13 protein-coding genes are annotated in these 17,999 nt (G+C 52.0%); 2 read left to right on the top strand and 11 right to left on the bottom strand.

From position 1 onward, the window contains the following. Window positions 1-31: 31 nt before the first annotated feature. The 9 genes from KB213_RS09270 to KB213_RS09230 form a co-directional block, all read right to left on the bottom strand. A complete protein-coding gene (locus tag KB213_RS09270) occupies window positions 32-946 on the bottom strand; it encodes an AAA family ATPase (RefSeq protein ID WP_211682449.1) in 915 nt (304 codons plus the stop codon). Then, entirely contained in the window at window positions 946-2,037 is a 1,092-nt protein-coding gene (locus KB213_RS12855; protein WP_211682447.1) for a flagellar biosynthesis protein FlhF, read from the bottom strand. Before KB213_RS12855 ends, KB213_RS09270 begins: the two co-directional genes overlap by 1 nt. A gap of 25 nt (window positions 2,038-2,062) precedes the next feature. Further along, the gene (flhA, locus tag KB213_RS09260; RefSeq protein WP_249110451.1) at window positions 2,063-4,153 is read right to left on the bottom strand and encodes a flagellar biosynthesis protein FlhA; all 2,091 of its coding nucleotides are present in this window, start codon (window positions 4,151-4,153) and stop codon (window positions 2,063-2,065) included. Window positions 4,154-4,291: 138 nt separating this feature from the next. Next, window positions 4,292-4,600, bottom strand: coding sequence for a flagellar motor switch protein FliN (fliN, locus tag KB213_RS09255; RefSeq protein WP_249110450.1), 309 nt, complete (start codon window positions 4,598-4,600; stop codon window positions 4,292-4,294). Between the two features lie 25 nt (window positions 4,601-4,625). Then, complete coding sequence (locus KB213_RS09250) at window positions 4,626-5,261, bottom strand: FliH/SctL family protein (RefSeq protein ID WP_211682441.1); 636 nt, start codon at window positions 5,259-5,261, stop codon at window positions 4,626-4,628. Window positions 5,262-5,277: 16 nt separating this feature from the next. Further along, entirely contained in the window at window positions 5,278-6,285 is a 1,008-nt protein-coding gene (locus KB213_RS09245; RefSeq protein ID WP_211682439.1) for a flagellar motor switch protein FliG, read from the bottom strand. A 5-nt stretch (window positions 6,286-6,290) separates the two neighbouring features. Next, window positions 6,291-7,919, bottom strand: coding sequence for a flagellar basal-body MS-ring/collar protein FliF (fliF, locus tag KB213_RS09240; protein WP_211682437.1), 1,629 nt, complete (start codon window positions 7,917-7,919; stop codon window positions 6,291-6,293). 208 nt (window positions 7,920-8,127) lie between these two features. Further along, window positions 8,128-9,204, bottom strand: coding sequence for an aspartate-semialdehyde dehydrogenase (locus KB213_RS09235; protein ID WP_211682435.1), 1,077 nt, complete (start codon window positions 9,202-9,204; stop codon window positions 8,128-8,130). A gap of 25 nt (window positions 9,205-9,229) precedes the next feature. Continuing rightward, window positions 9,230-9,877, bottom strand: coding sequence for a 2OG-Fe(II) oxygenase family protein (locus KB213_RS09230; RefSeq protein WP_408903738.1), 648 nt, complete (start codon window positions 9,875-9,877; stop codon window positions 9,230-9,232). A 131-nt stretch (window positions 9,878-10,008) separates the two neighbouring features. Between KB213_RS09230 and KB213_RS09225 the strand changes: the two genes are divergently transcribed. Then, window positions 10,009-12,696 carry a 2-oxoglutarate dehydrogenase E1 component gene (locus tag KB213_RS09225; RefSeq protein ID WP_211682433.1) on the top strand — a complete coding sequence of 896 codons (2,688 nt, stop codon included), beginning with the start codon at window positions 10,009-10,011 and terminating at the stop codon, window positions 12,694-12,696. A gap of 75 nt (window positions 12,697-12,771) precedes the next feature. Further along, a complete protein-coding gene (locus KB213_RS09220) occupies window positions 12,772-13,683 on the top strand; it encodes a rhamnan synthesis F family protein (RefSeq protein ID WP_211682431.1) in 912 nt (303 codons plus the stop codon). 59 nt (window positions 13,684-13,742) lie between these two features. Here KB213_RS09220 and KB213_RS09215 read toward each other — a convergent pair whose 3' ends face one another. Together KB213_RS09215 and KB213_RS09210 are read right to left on the bottom strand one after the other, a co-directional pair. Next, window positions 13,743-16,016 (bottom strand): glycosyltransferase, encoded by a 2,274-nt coding sequence (locus tag KB213_RS09215; protein ID WP_249110441.1) that lies wholly within the window; start codon window positions 16,014-16,016, stop codon window positions 13,743-13,745. Between the two features lie 498 nt (window positions 16,017-16,514). Next, on the bottom strand, window positions 16,515-17,867 hold the full coding sequence (locus KB213_RS09210; protein WP_211682427.1) for a beta strand repeat-containing protein: 1,353 nt from the start codon (window positions 17,865-17,867) through the stop codon (window positions 16,515-16,517). Between the last annotated feature and the right edge of the window lie 132 nt (window positions 17,868-17,999).

The following is a 17,999-nucleotide window of genomic DNA, read 5'->3' as shown; positions in this document are numbered from 1 at the left end:
GGGTTTCAGTACCGCTACTGATACGCGATGCTCAGCCTGTGCGTAAATCCCGTCTTTCAGAAACCCGCTCAATGGCTAAACTTTTCAGCAACGTATCCGTCAAACGACCAATATCCACAGATGCAGGTGAAAGGCGATAATTTTCCACCACACTCCGCTGCTGCCGAATAGCACCCGGCACCCGGCTATCCTTCCGGATACACCCGGCCAGTTCAGGCTCCCACTTCAAGAAAGAACGACACGCCATAAAGAGTTTTTCAAACGTCTTACGCCCACTGCGATGGCTTGCAGCCTGATTAATCACCACCTGACAATCATCGATATTTCCCCCCGCTGCCCGCCGATCCCGCGCATAAAGCTTCATCACAGCATAGACATCAGCCAGTGCTGTAGGCTCTTCCGTTGTCACCGCAACCAATCGGTCCGCCACGGCGGATAAATGACGCGTCACAGCATCAATGCCCGCGCATAAATCCAAAACAATCACATCATAACGACGCAACAAACGCAGCGATAACAACAGCCTATCTGCACTCCCACGTTCCAGCCCTGCCCCCGCCGACAAGCCCGAACGCCCTGGCAACACATCAAACCTCAATGTCTTTTTATCCCGCGTTACCGCACCAGATTCATACGTTTGGATTGCGTCTTCCAAGCGGCATTTTCCAGATAGAAGATCCACCAGATCATAACGTGGCGCCAAACCAAGCTGCAAATCCACATTCGCCAAGCTAAAGTCACCATCAACAATCAAAACCCGACGGCCAGCACGCGCCAACTCATGCGCGAGTGAAACCGACATCCACGTCTTACCCACCCCTCCCTTACCGGATGCCACCGCAATAACCCGTGTGCGCTCTCCATCCGAAAGCCGCACACCATTTTCCATGCTCATAAGCGATAAAATTTTATCGTGTTTAGCGTGCTGCATCATTGCTTCACTCATTACACTCGCCCCTGTGCCAACATATGCCGCGCCAAAATTTCTGCATTTTTGGGCACAACAGAGCGCCCCACCCGTAACCCCTCTGCTCGTCCCGTATGGGGTTGAACCATAAGGCTCTCACGACTTTTCGGCTTCATCATATTCATCTTTCGCCCGGCGGCCGGCGCACGCCTTTGCATATCCAATAAAACATCGCGTAAAATTTTAGGCGTTACAGGACGCAAACCATCAATGACCCCCCGCCCGGAACTCACTTCCACCATAGACAAGCCCTGCAAAGAAGCTTGCACGACATCTCCCATTCGGCGCGTACAATCCGTTTTCGAAACAATAAGATTATTAGCCCCTATACGCTGGAACGCGGCCAACGTGTCACATGTCTCGTCCACATGCCCCCCTGCGGGGTGTACGACTGCCAAATCAGCATGAACGGCCTTTTTAATCTGCACCAACCGGCTCATCAGCGCCGCATCCCAAGGCGATACGCCAAACGTATCCACCAGCATCATACGCCGCTGCCCCTCACGCGCATGAAGAGTCTTTAGTGCGTCTGGCGTCTCGACGGCACGTAGTTCCACCCCCAAAATATCCATACAAGCCGATAACTGCTCAAAAGCACCAGAGCGCTCTGTATCCATCGTCACGACAAGAGGATCACGACCAGCCAGCACCATACGTGTCGCCAAGCGTGTGACCGCGAGTGTCTTACCACTACCCGGCACACCACAAACCACCAAAGGCGGTGCACCACGTGCCAAGTCCAAAGTCCCCATACGGACCTGATGACCAAGTATCATCACTTCCTGCTCAGGGGTTTCAGCCTCTTCAAGGCCCGGCATAGTAAACCCATGCCATTTTTGCAGTGATACCCCCGTAAAGACATCATCTTCAGCATCAAATGACTGAGCCTCTACCGCAACGGGGCGTAATGGCGCGGGCTCATCCTCCACATCATCACGCGCAACCGTCACCTCAACTCCACCACCCCGCAATGAGCGTGTGCCTAGGATCAAAGCATCCTCACCAAACTCACGTCGCACAACGGACATTGCAGCCGGCATAGATGCTTCTCGTATAAGTTTTACGCGCACAACGCCTCCTGCTTTCCGTCACACATCATGACACCACCCCAACCGTGCGAATTTTCGCTCGGCTCGAAATTTCAGATTGGGACAAAACCATTGTGGCTGGCCGTATCCGCTCAATCACCATCCGCAACGGCCGCCGGAAACCACCCGCTACAAGCAAAACTGGGTTCTCCCCTTGCCCTAAGGCCGTTTCCAGAGCTTGACGCAACTTCATGACCAGTTCGTTAAGAGCAGTCGGGGGCAAAGCCAATTGGCGGTCATCCGCAGGGCCAGCCATATTTTCGGAAAGACGAATCTCCCAATCTGGGCTCAACGTCACCACAGGAATATACCCCTGAGGCCCAGCTACAGCGGCGCTAATCTGCCGGGCAAGGCGCATACGTGTGTGCGCTGTTAAAGCCGGAACCGTTTTCAGCCCCAAGCCACACCCTTCTTGCAAGGCCTCCAAAATGCCGGCCAGATCACGAATAGAAATCCGCTCAGCCAAAAGGCTCTGCAAAACACGCTGAATAACGCTCACAGACACTTGGGACGGCACCAAATCTACGACCAGCTTTTGCTGCTCACGCGGCAATTCATCGAGTAACTTCTGCGTCTCAGTATAAGAGAGGAGTTCCGACATATTCTCACGCACCAACTCCGTTAAATGCGTGATCATCACACTTGCAGGGTCAACCACTGTATAGCCACGTATCAACGCAGCCTCTCTCTGCCCCTGGTCAATCCAACGTGCAGCCAAGCCAAAAGCCGGTTCTTTTGTATCTTCACCCACCAAATCCGGCACACCACCCTTAGGGTCCATGGCCAACAAATGATGAACTTTCAAACCTCCTTGCCCGACAGAAATTTCTTTGATTTTGACGCAATAAGCATCCGCATCAAGCTGCAAATTATCCTGTATTCGTACAGGCGGCAGCACAAACCCCATCTCCGCAGCAATCGTACGGCGCAACACCTTAATCTGTTCAGTTAAGCGTGCATTTTCTCCACCCGCTATGGACAGAAGATTAAAGCCCAACTCCAATTTCAACAGATCAACACGTAATGTTTCCGAAATAGGTGCTTCAGTATTCTGAGCAGCATCTGGCGTCACGGGTACGTCTTCACCATCCTCTACCTCTGCCAAAGGAGAACGTAAACGCCACCATGCTCCTCCTCCAGCCAAAGCAGCCAACGCAAGAAACGGCAATGCAGGCAACCCCGGCATCAGTGCCAGCACCAAAGCAGAACCAGCCGCCAGCGCCAAAGGCTTAGGGTTGCCGCCCAACTGCCGCACCAACGTCACATCTGCAGCGCCTTCTGTACCGCCTTTCGTCACCACAATACCAGAGGCCGTTGAAACCAACAGTGCGGGAATTTGAGACACAAGACCATCACCAATGGTCAATGTTGTGAACGCTGATGTCGCATCCAACACAGACATTGAATGGCGCCCAACACCGATCGCCAAACCACCGACAATATTAATCGCCGTAATAATCAAACTCGCTATCGCGTCACCACGTACGAATTTTGCAGCACCATCCATGGCACCATAAAAACCGCTTAATTCTTCTAATTCACCGCGCCTTTTCCGGGCTACTTTATCGCTAATCGCCCCTGATGACAGTTCCGCATCAATAGCCATTTGCTTGCCTGGCATTGCATCCAACGTAAAACGCGCTGCCACTTCTGCAATACGCCCAGACCCTTTGGTAATGACCATAAAATTCACCACCAAAAGAATGGTGAACAAAATAGCCCCGATAAGGACATCTCCGCCCATCAAGAAACCACCAAAAGCCGCGACAACATGCCCGGCAGCATAGGTGCCTTCATAACCATGACTGAGGATGAGGCGGGTCGTCGCGACTTCCAACGACAAACGCAACAATGTTGTGAGCAAAAGTAATGTCGGGAAAGACGTAAAATCCAATGGGCGCTGCAAAAACAACGCGACCATTAACACCAAAACAGATGCCGTCACCGACAAAGCTAAACCGACATCCAAAATAAACGTCGGTAACGGCAGTACAAGCACAGATAAAAGAGCGGCAACCGCAAGCGCTAAACCAACATCCGTTCCGGGAACAAAATGTGTTCCCTTTTTTATCCACCCTGGCACGGGCAGGTTGGGCATGGCTACGCCCAATGATGGCAAACGCGCAAGCATTGACGGCTTTACACTATGGTCACTCATCAATTGCCTCCTCTACACGCGCACCACCGCACCTGCAGAACGACAATCCCATCAATGCTTTAATATATGGTTAAAACCTTACAGTTTTGATTTTTCAGATTTAACAATTTCCGTCATCGTTACCCCCAAACGAGAGTCGTCAACCATCACGACCTCCCCACGCGCAATCAAGCGGTTGTTCACCATAATATCAATTGGGTCCCCAATTTTCCGATCCAGCTCCACCACAGCACCTCGCCCTAAACGCAAAAGCTGGCTGACCTGCATAGACGTACGCCCCAAAACAGCACTAACCGTGACTGGAACGTCATAAATAGCCTCCAAATCATGCGCAAAGCGCGGCGCTTCAGATGCTGCATTCGCTGCACTTTCTTCTTGCTTTTCCATATGCATATTCAACGTATCCATCACATTATTCTCCTTTTTTGCTCAAACACTTGCTCAAAACATTCTGCAAAGAGTGCAGCACTCCCTGCGCATCACGCACGGCTTCTCCACCCTGCCACGACACTTTAAAATCTCCCGACGCGAGCCCATCGCTTTCGGTACATTTGAGAAATTCCACACCTTGCCGTTCACATAATGCCTGCAAAAGTGCCCCTTCTCCTACCGGCATTAAACACTCAACATTGGGCACGTTTTTTAAAAGGGGAAGCAGCCTGTCCATCACCAATTGCCACTCCTCTTTGCCGTACTCTGCAAGCAATGCCGGAAACAAGCGCGCAGTCATTTCAACCAAAGTCACCGCAGCCTGCTCAACCGCCGCAGAAATATGCTCCTGAACCTCCACCTGAATGGAGGCCACACACGCATTTACAGAACGTTCAAAAGCACAGCGCTGCAACTCATGCTCTGCGGCTGCATGCTCCCTCCCGAAGCGCACACCTTCCTCAAACCCTTCCTGACGTGCCGCAGCATATTCTGCTTCTGTAAAATGCTTAACCGGGGTTTCTTCCACCTCAGATACAGCATGACATGCATCATCGGGCACAGGTACGGGCGGGTCAAAATCCTCTGAAAAGAGTGATATATGAGCAGAAGGCATCATAATCTTCTCTCTGCCTCTATATCATTTCATTTTCGACATCATGTTGATCCATCACTTCAATTTCACCACGATCAAGCAAAGCTTTTGCAACGATCATGACTTCATTTTGTGCGGCATCCACATCCTTAATCCGCATCGGACCAAGTGCCTCTATTTCATCTCGCAAAATACGAGCAGACCGCTCGGACATAGTCTTAAAAAATGCATTTTTCAGGCCATCACTGGCCCCTTTCAACGCAACTGGAATATGTTCACGTGGCACAGCATTATACAGCGTAACCAAACCATCAGTTGGAATATTCACCAGTTCTTCAAAGGTGAACATCAAGCCACGCACACACTCAGCATCTTCTGGACTGTGATCTTCCAAGGCACCCATGAACCGCCCCTCAAGACGCCTATCAAAATTATTAAAAATATCTGCCAAGACTTCATGACTGTTTCTATGCGAACCACGCGGCAAATTCGCGACGAACTCAGAACGCAGTGTTTTTTCAACACTTTGCAGAACACCTTTCTGCACGTTCTCTAACTTCAACATCCGCGTCATCACATCCAGCGCAAAATCTTCCGGTAATAACGCTAGAACTTTGGCTGAATGTGCTGCTTGAATACGGCTCAACACTACAGCCACTGTTTGCGGGTATTCATTCCGCAAATAGTTTGCCAGTACAACTTCAGAGATATTCCCTAATTTATCCCACATAGTGCGCCCCGCAGGACCGCGAATTTCTTCCATAATCGAAACAGCGCGTCCTGCAGGAAGCGCCCTCTTCAGCAAGCGTTCAGTTGTTTCCAAATCCCCGACAAGCGTCTCAGCGGACCCCAACCCCTCACTAAACTCGCTACACACACGCTCTACTGCATCCGCAGACACAATACCCAATTGGGACATTGCCGCTGACACTTCACGAATTTCTTCTTCATGCATCTGTTCAAAGAGACGAGCACATTTTTCTTCACCAAGTGTCATCATCAATACAGCGGCTTTTTGTGGTCCACTCAACGTGCGTTCAACAGCCATGCTCTTCAAGCCTTCTCATGCTGTGGCAGCAACCAATTGCGCATCAAAGCAATGCTTTCTGTCGGGTTGCTTTCTACCAATTCACTGACCCGCTGAATGGAAGAGGCCTTGATCTGCCCCGTGACACCATCCATCGCCACCATTTCTTCCTCACGCTGCTGGGGTACCGTAGCTGGCAAAGCAGCTTGCGCTCCCTCCGAAACAGGCAACCCCAATGCCGTTTCAGAACGACTTTCTAAAGCCGTAGCGGCCAACTGCTCCTTCTGCACCGGGCGTAAGAGTGGTCGCACCACAAAGAACAGAACCAACACTAAGCACACCGCAAAAATACCAAACCGTGCCAGTTCCATCATGCCTGCATGCCCCATAAAACGCGCCATAACGCCCGTATTTTCCGGCGCCGAAGCCACCTCGATATTGGCAAATTGCATCGACATAACCGTCACCACATCACCACGTGCCTCATCAAAGCCAATAGCGCTTTTCGTAAGAGCCGTCAGACGGTTCAATTCTTCTGTAGAGCGGGGCGTCCATGTTACCTGCCCTTTACTATCTTTAGCCGTTACGCCATCAACCATAACCGCCACACTTAACCGTGCTAAACGCGGTTCATCTTGCACTAAAGTTCTTACCTTATGACCAATCTCATAATTATTGGTCTGCTCTTGGCGCGTGCTTTGCGTACCCGTCTCTGACTGGGTAGAGCCCGCGTTCGGCAAATTATTCCCAACACTCGTATTCGATGCACCCTGATTATTGCTATTCTTTTCACTACGCGTTTGCTGTGAACGCAGCACTTGTTCATCAGGGTCATAGCTCTCTTGGGTTTCATGCACACGATCACTATTCATCTGAACCGTCGTTTCAGCGCGCACATGCCCCATACCTAATGACGCCCCAAGCATATCTTCTACAGCGCGAGACACACGCTGTTCTAATGCCTGTTTTTGTGCTTCTGGCGTATCGCCGCCCTGAGCACTCCCCACGCCTTGCTTCAACAAAACATGCCCACGATTATCGATCAGGGAAATATTCCGTGTTTCCAAACCGGGAACCGCAGACGAGACCAGATTAACCACGGCATTCACACTCTCATCATCGAGGCGTCGTGCACCGTCCATCGACAAGAGAATACTCGCCTGCGCACCCTGCTCATCGGTGGAAAACATCTCACGATGCCGCAAAACCAAATGCACGCGGGCACCATGCACACCATGAATCAACCGGATGGAACGCTCCAACTCCCCTTCCAGAGCGCGGGTCTCATTAATCGTCTGCTCAAACTGGGTTGCTGTAAAATTATTACCTTTATCGAAAATTTCGTACCCGACAGACCCACCAGACGGCAGCCCACTCCGCGCCAGTAATAACCGAGCAGAGGCCACCTGTTCCTGTGGAACGAAAATAGCACCACCCTGATCTTCCAGACGGTAGGTAATATGCGCTTTGGAGAGTTGCTCTACGATTTCACCTGCCTCGCGCGGGTCCAAATCTCGGTACAACAGACCATCCGCAGATGTCCCGCCATGCATAACCAGAACACCCAAAAGCACCATTAGCGCCACTCCCACACCACCCAACGCGGCAAGACGCGGCAACCCTAATTGGCGCAAATTTGTCAAAAGAGCATTCATACGTCAGAGCACCCTGCACACTGACGAGCCGTATGCCGATCAATCCCTTTCTGCTCTAACCGCATACACATGGTGGTAACCTTCAACGTGCCATTCGTCCTAGCCTCACTGTGCACGCGAAAGGTAAACAGATGCTTAATTTAAGCATAAAAAAAACCCGGACAAAGCCGGGTTTTCTTACACTCATGACGCAATACCTCAGGGCATTTTAAGCGTCATCATCACCATCTTCATCGTCTTCTTCTGGCGGTAGTGGAGCCGTTAAAACACCACCCAGCAACTCTTGCTCCACCAAACTCTCAGCAATTTGCACAGAGTTCAGTGCCGCACCCTTACGCAAATTGTCCGACACACACCACAAGGCCAAGCCATTCTCTACCGTTGGGTCAATGCGCAAACGTGAAACATAGGTGGCATCTTCACCCACACACTCCAACGGCGTGACATAACCGCCGTCCTCACGCACATCACGCAGAATAACGCCCGGAGCTTTACGCAAAGCCTCACGCGCAGCACGCAGATCAACCGGCTTTTCACACTCAATGCTGATCGCTTCAGAGTGACCAATAAAGACAGGAACACGCACACACGTCGCCAGAACTTTAATATCTGGGTCCAAAATCTTGCGCGTTTCAACGGCCATCTTCCACTCTTCTTTCGTGGAACCGTCATCCATAAAGCGATCAATATGCGGAATCACGTTAAACGCAATTTGCTTCGTAAACTGTGCCACTGTCGGCGGATCGCTTACGAAAGAACCCTTTGTCTGCGTAAAGAGCTCATCCATGCCATCCTTACCCGCACCGGACACGGCTTGGTAAGTGGACACCACAAGACGCTTAATTCCAAACAGATCATGCAGAGGCTTCAACGCCACAACCATCTGCGCCGTTGAACAGTTCGGGTTGGCAATAATATTCTTGCGCGCTTTCCGCAGAGCCTTCGCATTCACTTCCGGCACAACCAGCGGAATACCCGGCTCCATACGGAAATGGGACGTATTATCAATTACCACACAGCCCGCAGCCGCCGCACGCGGCGCATGAACAGAAGATACCTTTGCTCCGGGGGAGAACAAAGCAATATCCCAGCCCTTAAAATCAAAGGTTTCAAGGTTCTGAACCTTCAGAACCTTTTTATCACCAAACGAAACCTCACGCCCAGCGGAACGCGGTGATGCCAGAGCGGCAATCTCGTCCACCGGAAAGTCACGCTCCGCCAGAATCTTCAGAATCTCACGACCAACCGCGCCCGTGGCACCAACAACCGCAACCCGATAACCCATAATCTTTAATCCGTTCCTGCCCTAATTAACCGACAAGCGGCAGACGCTTGACCAATGACGAAAGGCGATGACGCCTCAACTCATAACGAGCCTTCTTGCTCGCCGCCATATAATTGAGCTGTATCGAATAACGCGTACCAACAAACTGGCGATGTCCATGCCAAGCCGTCGGACCATTCGGGAAGATCACCAATGTACCTTCCGCAGGCGTTACTTCAACATCATAATCTTCAATATCATCTGGCCCCTTCAAAAGGCGCAGACACCCTTCATGAGATGACCAATCTTCACTCCGTGGGTTCAGATACAGCAAAATTGTCACCAACTTCGCCGTCGAATCACAATGGATCCGGCCATCCTTCTCACGCGTCCGCCCGCGCATGGTCAGCATGGACGGAGCATCAGCCACATCAATGGCAAATTTCTCTGCCACCAGAGCTTTCAATTCTGGCCCCTCCAACGCAGCAATCAACGCCTGCACACGCGGCGTTAACGACAAGGCTTCCGGCGGGAAAGAGCCCCCTGACGCCATCGGCGGCAGCTCTTTCACAAGCGCTGCAAGATCATCATTGCCGATGAAATGAGGCACCACAGCATGCGGGAAAGGCTTCTCCGCAACGGGCACACGCTTCAGGGCTTCATAATTGAGCGGAACACTGGTCATAGCGCGCATGACGCTACCCCCACACCCCATCAGTGGCAAGAGCTTCCCATGCAACCCTCACATTCCCATGTGTGACCTTACGGTTTCACGGACCGTAAAAATACGTTAGTTTGCACAGCTAAAACGACAGGAGATTTCCCATGGGCGACGATCAGGACGCCATCAGCAGCGCCAATCTAGCCTATCTGACGGCCCTCCATGAACAATGGTTAGAAGACCCACATACGGTTGACCCAACCTTTGCGGACCTCTTCAGCACATTGGGCCTCGGCCTTCCTGTCTCCTCCAGTACGACCACACACAATACCGTCAGCACCAGCCATGATGATGCCCTGCGCGCGGCCTACCGCCAACGCGGGCATGTCATGGCACAACTCGACCCGCTTGGCCTGACCAATCATCGTCCCCCTGCAGAACTCACCCCAGAAGGGGCAAACCCAACCCTACGTGCCGCCCTTCAGCGCGCTTATTGTGGTACGCTCGCCGTTGAGTTCATGCATATCCAAGACCCGGATAAACGCCAATGGTGGATTGAACGGTTTGAGCAACCACAGCCCACTACACCCGCCACCGAGTTCATTCTCTCTGCACTGACCGCCGCAGAAGGCTTTGAAACCTTCTGCCAAAAACGCTTTAAAGCCATGCGCCGCTTCGGCTTAGAAGGCGGAGAAAGCCTCGTCGTTGCCCTACGCGCTATCCTTGAGCATGCGGCTGATGATCAAACAGACTCCATGTCCATCGGTATGCCGCATCGCGGGCGGCTCAATGTCATGGCCAATGTTCTACGGAAGCCTTTTGAAGCCATCTTCAATGAATTCCGTGGTGGCTCTTTCAAACCCGAAGACATTGATGGCTCAGGGGACGTAAAATATCACCTTGGCACCGCCACAACCATCACACGGCAGGGCCACGATATTCGTGTGTCTCTCCTGCCAAACCCTTCTCATCTTGAAGCCATTAACCCGGTTGTTTTAGGGCGTATTCGCGCGGATCAAGACCAAAATACCAACCCACGACACCACCACCGCCACAGCACAACACGCGGTGATAAGCACCTTGGCGTACTTGTGCATGGGGATGCGGCCTTTGCCGGCCAAGGTGTGGTGTATGAAACACTCATGCTCTCTCAACTCGCTGGCTACCGGACGGGCGGCACCATCCATCTGATCATCAATAACCAGATCGGCTTCACCACCGTCCCTGAAGATGGCTTCTCCGGTACACGCGGCACCGATATTGCCAAGTCCATCGAAGCACCCATCCTGCACGTCAATGGTGATGATCCAGAAGCCGTGTTCCGCGCAGCCGCACTCGCCTATGAATGGCGTAAAGCCTTCCAGTCTGACATTGTCCTCGACATCGTGTGCTATCGCCGCTTCGGCCATAACGAAACGGACGAACCCGCTTTCACACAACCCACCATGGTGCGTGCTATCCGCGCCCGCTCCTCTGTGCGTCGTCTCTATGCCGATTCACTCATCCAACGCGGCATCATGTCAGAAGCGCACATCGAAACACTTTGGAATAACGCGCAAAGCATCCTCGAAACCGCTTATAGCGCCGCTCCAGATTATCGCCCCGACCCTACGGAATGGCTTGATACACCACAAAACCCCACACGCCTTGAGGATGAGCCCGAACGCATCCAACCCATGACCGGCGTCCCCCTAAAGCGCTTACGTCTTGCCGCTGATGGATTATCCACAATTCCTGAAGGCCTAACGATCCACCCACGCCTTGCCCGGCAAATCCTTGCACGCGGAGATGCTATCGCTGCAGGCAAACCACTCGACTGGGCAAGCTGTGAAGCTCTGGCTTTTGGTACGCTCTCTATGGACGGGCACCCTGTACGCCTTTCCGGGCAAGATAGCCGCCGTGGTACCTTCTCCCAGCGCCATGCTGTCTTGATCGACCAAGAAACCGGACGAGAGGAAACACCTCTCGCTAATCTGGCTCCCCACCAAGCACCGCTCCATTTTTGGAACTCACCCCTCTCGGAATACGCGGTTCTAGGCTTTGAATATGGCTACTCCCTCGGCAACCCAGACGCACTCGTCGTATGGGAAGCGCAGTTTGGGGACTTCGTAAACGGCGCTCAAATTATTCTAGATCAGTTCATTGCCTCAGGGGAGACAAAGTGGCTGCGGACCTCTGGTCTCGTACTCCTGCTACCGCATGGCTATGAAGGTGGTGGTCCAGAGCACTCATCAGCACGACCCGAACGTATTTTGCAGCTCTGCGCCGAGAATAATCTGCGCGTCTGCAATATCTCCACCCCCGCGAACTACTTCCACGCCTTGCGCCGACAAATCGCCCGGCGGTGCCGCAAGCCCTTGGTGGTATTCACCCCAAAATCGCTCCTACGCCACAAAGAAACCGTGTCCCCATTGGAAGATATGGGCCCACAAACCCGCTTTCACCCCGTCCTCCCAGACCCTGACTATAACGCGGACGCGACAAAGATCATCCTTTGCACAGGTAAAGTTTTTTATGACCTCTTGGCCGAACGCCGGAGCGCACAAAAAGACAATGTCGCCCTCATCCGCTTAGAGCAACTCTACCCGTTCCCCGGCCGTGAGTTACAACAGGAACTCACCCGCTACCCGAATGCGCAAGAGGTCCTCTGGTGCCAAGAAGAACCCCAAAATAATGGGGCATGGCATTTCGTTGACCGCCGCATTGAACGCGTGCTCACAGAAATGAAGCTTCCCGTTCAACGCCCCGTCTATATCGGCCGTGCCAGCGCAGCCTCCCCGGCAACAGGACTGGCTCAATTGCATACATGGCAACAAGAAAGCCTCATCAAAACAGCCATTGGCACAGCCTGATCCACGATCAGGCTTGCCACCACTACACACCTTCGCTGTTATAGGCAGACGCACCGCTCCAACCTTGTGGGTCTTATGCTCCGTCCTGTCTGCCTATTTGCTTATTTTGACCTCTCCCCAACCTTAGCGCCGCATACCCGCCACCTCCTACACAACATCCACCAAGCTGGGTTTGAGATTCACATTGCGGTTTCTAGTCTTCAACCACATGATGATCCGGGCCTCATCACCCTTCAAGAAAGCTTTGCACAAGGGCCTACTCCCATTCCTGCACGGCTGTACCCACGCCTCAATCGGGGCCTCGATTTTGGCGCTTGGCAAGATCTGATAAACACAGGCTGCGTACAGCACGCCTCTGAAATTCTTCTCGCTAATGACAGCGTCTTTGGCGCCATTCAGCCCCTTCCCCCCATCATCGAAACCATGCGTAAAAAATCCCTGCCTGTCTGGGGCATGGTGCGCTCTGAAGCGGTAACCCAACACCTGCAATCATGGTTTCTCACCATAAGCCGAGACGCCTTCAAACATCCCGCGCTCCAACGCATCTTTACACAACCCTTTCACAGCATGAGCAAAGACGAGATCGTTTTACATGGTGAGTTAGGCCTTGGCCTCGCTATGCGTCATGCAGGATGGAACCTAGCGGCATGCTGGTCGAGCCAACGCGGCCTTGCCAAATTACTCGCGGCCAACCCGATGCATACAGACTGGCGCAATGTCCTGCTTTCAGGACACGCTCCCTTCATTAAAACCGAACTCCTGCGCGATAATCCCAGCGGTATCGCCGATGCACATAAATGGCGCACCTACCTTGCCCAAGCATCTAAGCCTCAACCTGGCTTCTTTGCACCTGAGTGGATTGAGCACTACCTCAACAACACACCGCGCCGGATCACAGCGCCTCGCCCCCGGCTACGTGCTCGTGCTGTCCAAGTCCTCGCCAGCCAAAACCGCTGGCAGGCCTTGCGCCACCTCATACTATCTTAAACATACAAACGACCAGTCACCCTCATTCACACAGTAAACCGATCGTTCATTCAAAGCGCTTACCGCCCAGAAACACGCGTCAGATGCTCTAACAAGTCATCACTTTGGGCTTCAAACGTACACAAAGTCTCTTTCAACGGGTTAACATACTCATCAAAGCGTGAAGGTTCCGCCATCAACATACGCATGGCCGCAGCCAACGACTCTGACCGCCCATCAATGGGCAAATAAGTCCCATTCACGCCTTCAACAACGTCTTCCGACTGCCCACCCGGCGCCGTCGTCACAACCCATACATCCCGCGCCAATGCTTCACGCACGGTCAGGCCATAACTCTCTTTCCATTGAGAGGGGAACAACAACACATCCACCTCATCATAAAACGCGTCCAACTCCGACTGAGCATATCCCGGCACAACCTTCAGCGTTCCACGTATCGTCCATTCATCATCACGGATCGACTGATAACCAAGATTCCGCTTGTTATCGACCAGTGTCAGGCTCCACCCGCCAACATCAATCCCCTCAGCCGCCTTCTTCAGCAGCTTATACCCCTTAATATCTTCCGTACCTCCAACATATGCAAAACGCACCCCTTCACCCGGGCGACGCATTTTGCGCGGACGTTGCGGCCACGCAAAACCATTGCGATTAACCACAATCCGATCGGCCGAAATCCCATTCGCAATATACAACTGCCGCTGCATCTCAGAAGGACAAAGCAGCAAAGACGCCCGCTCCAAAGCGTGCATCATCAGCCGCTGACGATCTGCCAAATACACTGTGTCAGACTGACACTTACGGCATACATCCAAATCAATATCCGTCTGGAAGCAATACTGGCCATCTGCTTTAACCATGAACTGGCGCTCACACAGCCACCATGCATCGTGCAATGTCACCACATACGGAACACCATGCACCTCACAGGCACGGAGTAAAGACAAGCCCAAACCCTGCACAGAATGAATATGCACTACATCTGGCTTAAACGCTTCTAACCACGCTTCAAAATGCGGTGCATTCGACGGATTATCAATCCAACCAAAACGATCACTGGTTTCCGGAATTGTCATCGCCAAAACAGGCACGTCATCGACGGTATAGCGCAAACTTCCCGGTGATCGCCCTGCCTCATCCGGTCGAGACGTCACGACTGAAACGTCCACCCCTCGGGCCTTCAGTCCCCGGACCAACTCTTCCGCCACAATAGTCGCGCCACCAAAAGAATACGGCTTATAATAAACATTCACCGCCAAAACGCGTAAAGCCTGACGCTCCAGCACGGACGGCACACCATAGAGCGGCTTGACCTGACACTCTGCTACCTTATCTGGATGGTAGCGCGCCAACACATCCTGCTTAGCACGTTGCGCCAAAGCACTGCGCCAAGCTCCGTCCTCAGCGAGACGTAAAAACGCCTGACACCACTCATCATCCGTCACCGCTAAAATACCATTCTCGCCCGACACTATAACGGAACGAAATGGGCCACGCGGCGAACAAATACTCGCAACCTCTACAATAGAGGCCTCAACAAATTTAATATTGCTTTTGCAGTCATTGAAAAGTGTTTCTTGCAACGGCGCGATACTAATATCGCTCATTGATAAAACATTCAGATATTCTGCATAAGGGCGCATCGGTAATCGTTCAATACGAGCACCAAACCGCTCAAAACTCTGCGAGATCTGAACAGGCCCGACAACGCGCAAACACAAGCGTTCATCACGCTCCATCGCCGCAAGCAGGCCCTGCTCCGCTTGGCGAAAATCTGCATCATGCGTATTGGTGCCTGAGCCATAACACACCCAGACAGCCTCAGAATCATCCCGTTTTTTCTTCGGGGGCAAAGCCTGAACAATGTTCAGCGTATCAAGGTCTAATGCATTCTCAATAAGCCCGACATTACGAAGCCCTGCATCACGCATGGCTTGCGCCAATGCTTCTGTGGACGCCAACCCTTCACCGCACGCCAGCATCGCCTTGCGAAAAAGACCTACCCCAAAAAACAGTAAATCTTGCTCTGCCTTGGGGAGCGTTTCTACATTCCCATTCTGTCTATATTCCTGAAGATCAAAAATAAGATCATCAACTTCCCATCGTGGCGACAACGCTAATCGATGCGCTTCAGCAATCTGTGCCAGAACCGCATCAAACCCCGGAACACGGTAAAAAATCACACGCGTACAGACCTGAAGTGCAGACATCACCTTGGCTTGATCGCGCCAATCAACAACCTCAACCCGCCACCCCAAACGTTCAAGAATATCTTTTTTCTGCCAAACTCGATATTTCGCACATTGAACAATAGCGAGCTCAGATATTATCAAAAATAACGGCGATAATTTAGAAACTATTCTTTGATTAGAATTCCAATCAATACCACCTCTACAAATTATCTCTTTTTTTCGACGCGTTAAATTTATTAATTTATCAAATATGTATTCAATTTTCTGGCGGCTTTTAAGAGAAAAAAATTCATCCCCATACTCGCGGAGAGTTTTACCATTTGGAAAACGCCCATGCCGTAAGCCACTCACACAACGTATCGGAAACGTGATTTTCCACGAGCGTGATGCACGAAGCTGCGCTAACTCTAACCTTAAGCGGTCACGCTCATTGATAAGGTCATCAAACCGCCGCCCTTGCAAACGTATAGAGCTTGAAAAATACGCTCTATCTTCTTCCGCCTCACTCTGAGACCCGTTTTCTATAGCTCGTGTTTGAAAAATCCGCGTCAATGCCTAGTACCACCTTACACCACCGAGCAAAGAAAAAGCCCGGCACAAGACCGGGCTTTCTCATGAAGCATCACCTAAGCTGGAATATTAGCTCAGTGTAAAGTTGCTTGCCTTCAGGTTTGTCACGCCAACAAACGTGATCTTAGAGCTGTCACTCAGCTGAATTGTGGTGTTGCCACCAGCAACCGTAGCATTCTGAAGAACGCTCTGCAGGCCGTTATTGTTCTGCAGACCATACTGGTACAGAGCCATAAGGTTACCAGCTGCGCTACCAAAGTCAGTGATGGTGTAGTTACCACCAGCGCTACCCTTGTTCAGAGCAAACAAGTTAGCAGCACCCGTACCACCGGTCAGCGTTGCGTTACCCGTACCACCAACCAGCGTATCCGCACCGTTGCCACCGATAAGCGTCTCATTGCCCGTACCAGCAAAGGCATGCAGAACGCCCGTGGTGCTCGCAGCAGAGATCGTTTCGTTGCCTTCGTTACCGATGAACAGGCTCGTTCCGGAACCGGTCAACTGTGCATTCAGAGCGCCTGCACCGAAGATCGTTGACGTACCAGCAGAGATCGTCGTGCTGCCCGTACCGTTCAGGAAGGACAGAGCGCCAGAAACGCTGATGTTGTTAGCTGTACCACGTACAACCTGCAGGTTACCCGTCGCGGAAACCGTATCACCCAAGCCACCGACAACCGTTGAAACGCTGCCTGTTGAGAAGTAGGAGCTCGCGCTGCCTGCTGCTACATAGCTGTTGGTACCGAACGTAACGTTATTGTTGCTTGCACCATCAATGATGGTGCTGTTTGCACCCAGAGAAACCTGAGAGCTACCACCGATCAGCGTAACCGTATTGGTGCCAGATGTACCCGTGATCGTATCCTGACCTTCGGACAAAACCGAGTTTACACCGCTACCCAGCGTAATCAGGTTGTTCCCAACGCCATCAGCAATGGTGTTGTTACCATTTGTGGCGTTAATGGTGTCATTGCCTGAACCCGTAGCAATGTTCCAGTTGCCGCTTGCGCTTGCGCCTGAGAACACGTTGTTCCCAATACCGCCAACGAAGATACCACTCTGGCTACCGGCGAGAACCGTTGCTCCAGCCCAGTCACCAGCCAAAATATTGACGCCAGATGCTGTGCTTTTCGTCAAATCGATCGTAACGGCTGAGTTCAACGTATCTGTTGGACCATAGGAGCCAACCGTAATGTTAGAAAGTGAGCCACCGATGCTGTAATTACCACCAGCAGACACGAGACCGTGCTGCGCAGACACGCTCGTCGTAGAACCTGGAACAAGATCTAGTACTGACGAACCATTCGCAGCAGAGATACCGCCAACACCTGCTGCATACTGATTGGCCAGTGCCTGAGCACGTGCACCATCTACGGTGACTGAAAAGGCTTGTTGCGAAGCCCCTTGGACTGTGACGACCGCCATAACTTAGTACTCCTCGAAAACTAAGATTGCGTACACTGGCGGCCGAATGACCACCCCGTTTTAATGAGTGACGCTGACTATAATCAAACGTTGCCTCACGACGCAATCACCGATCAGTCTTTTGCGGACATA

This window comes from Neokomagataea anthophila, assembly GCF_018122595.1.
GTDB lineage: Bacteria > Pseudomonadota > Alphaproteobacteria > Acetobacterales > Acetobacteraceae > Gluconobacter > Gluconobacter anthophilus.
The sequence above is the reverse complement of the archived record's forward strand: the minus strand, read 5'-3'. Positions and strand labels throughout refer to the sequence as shown.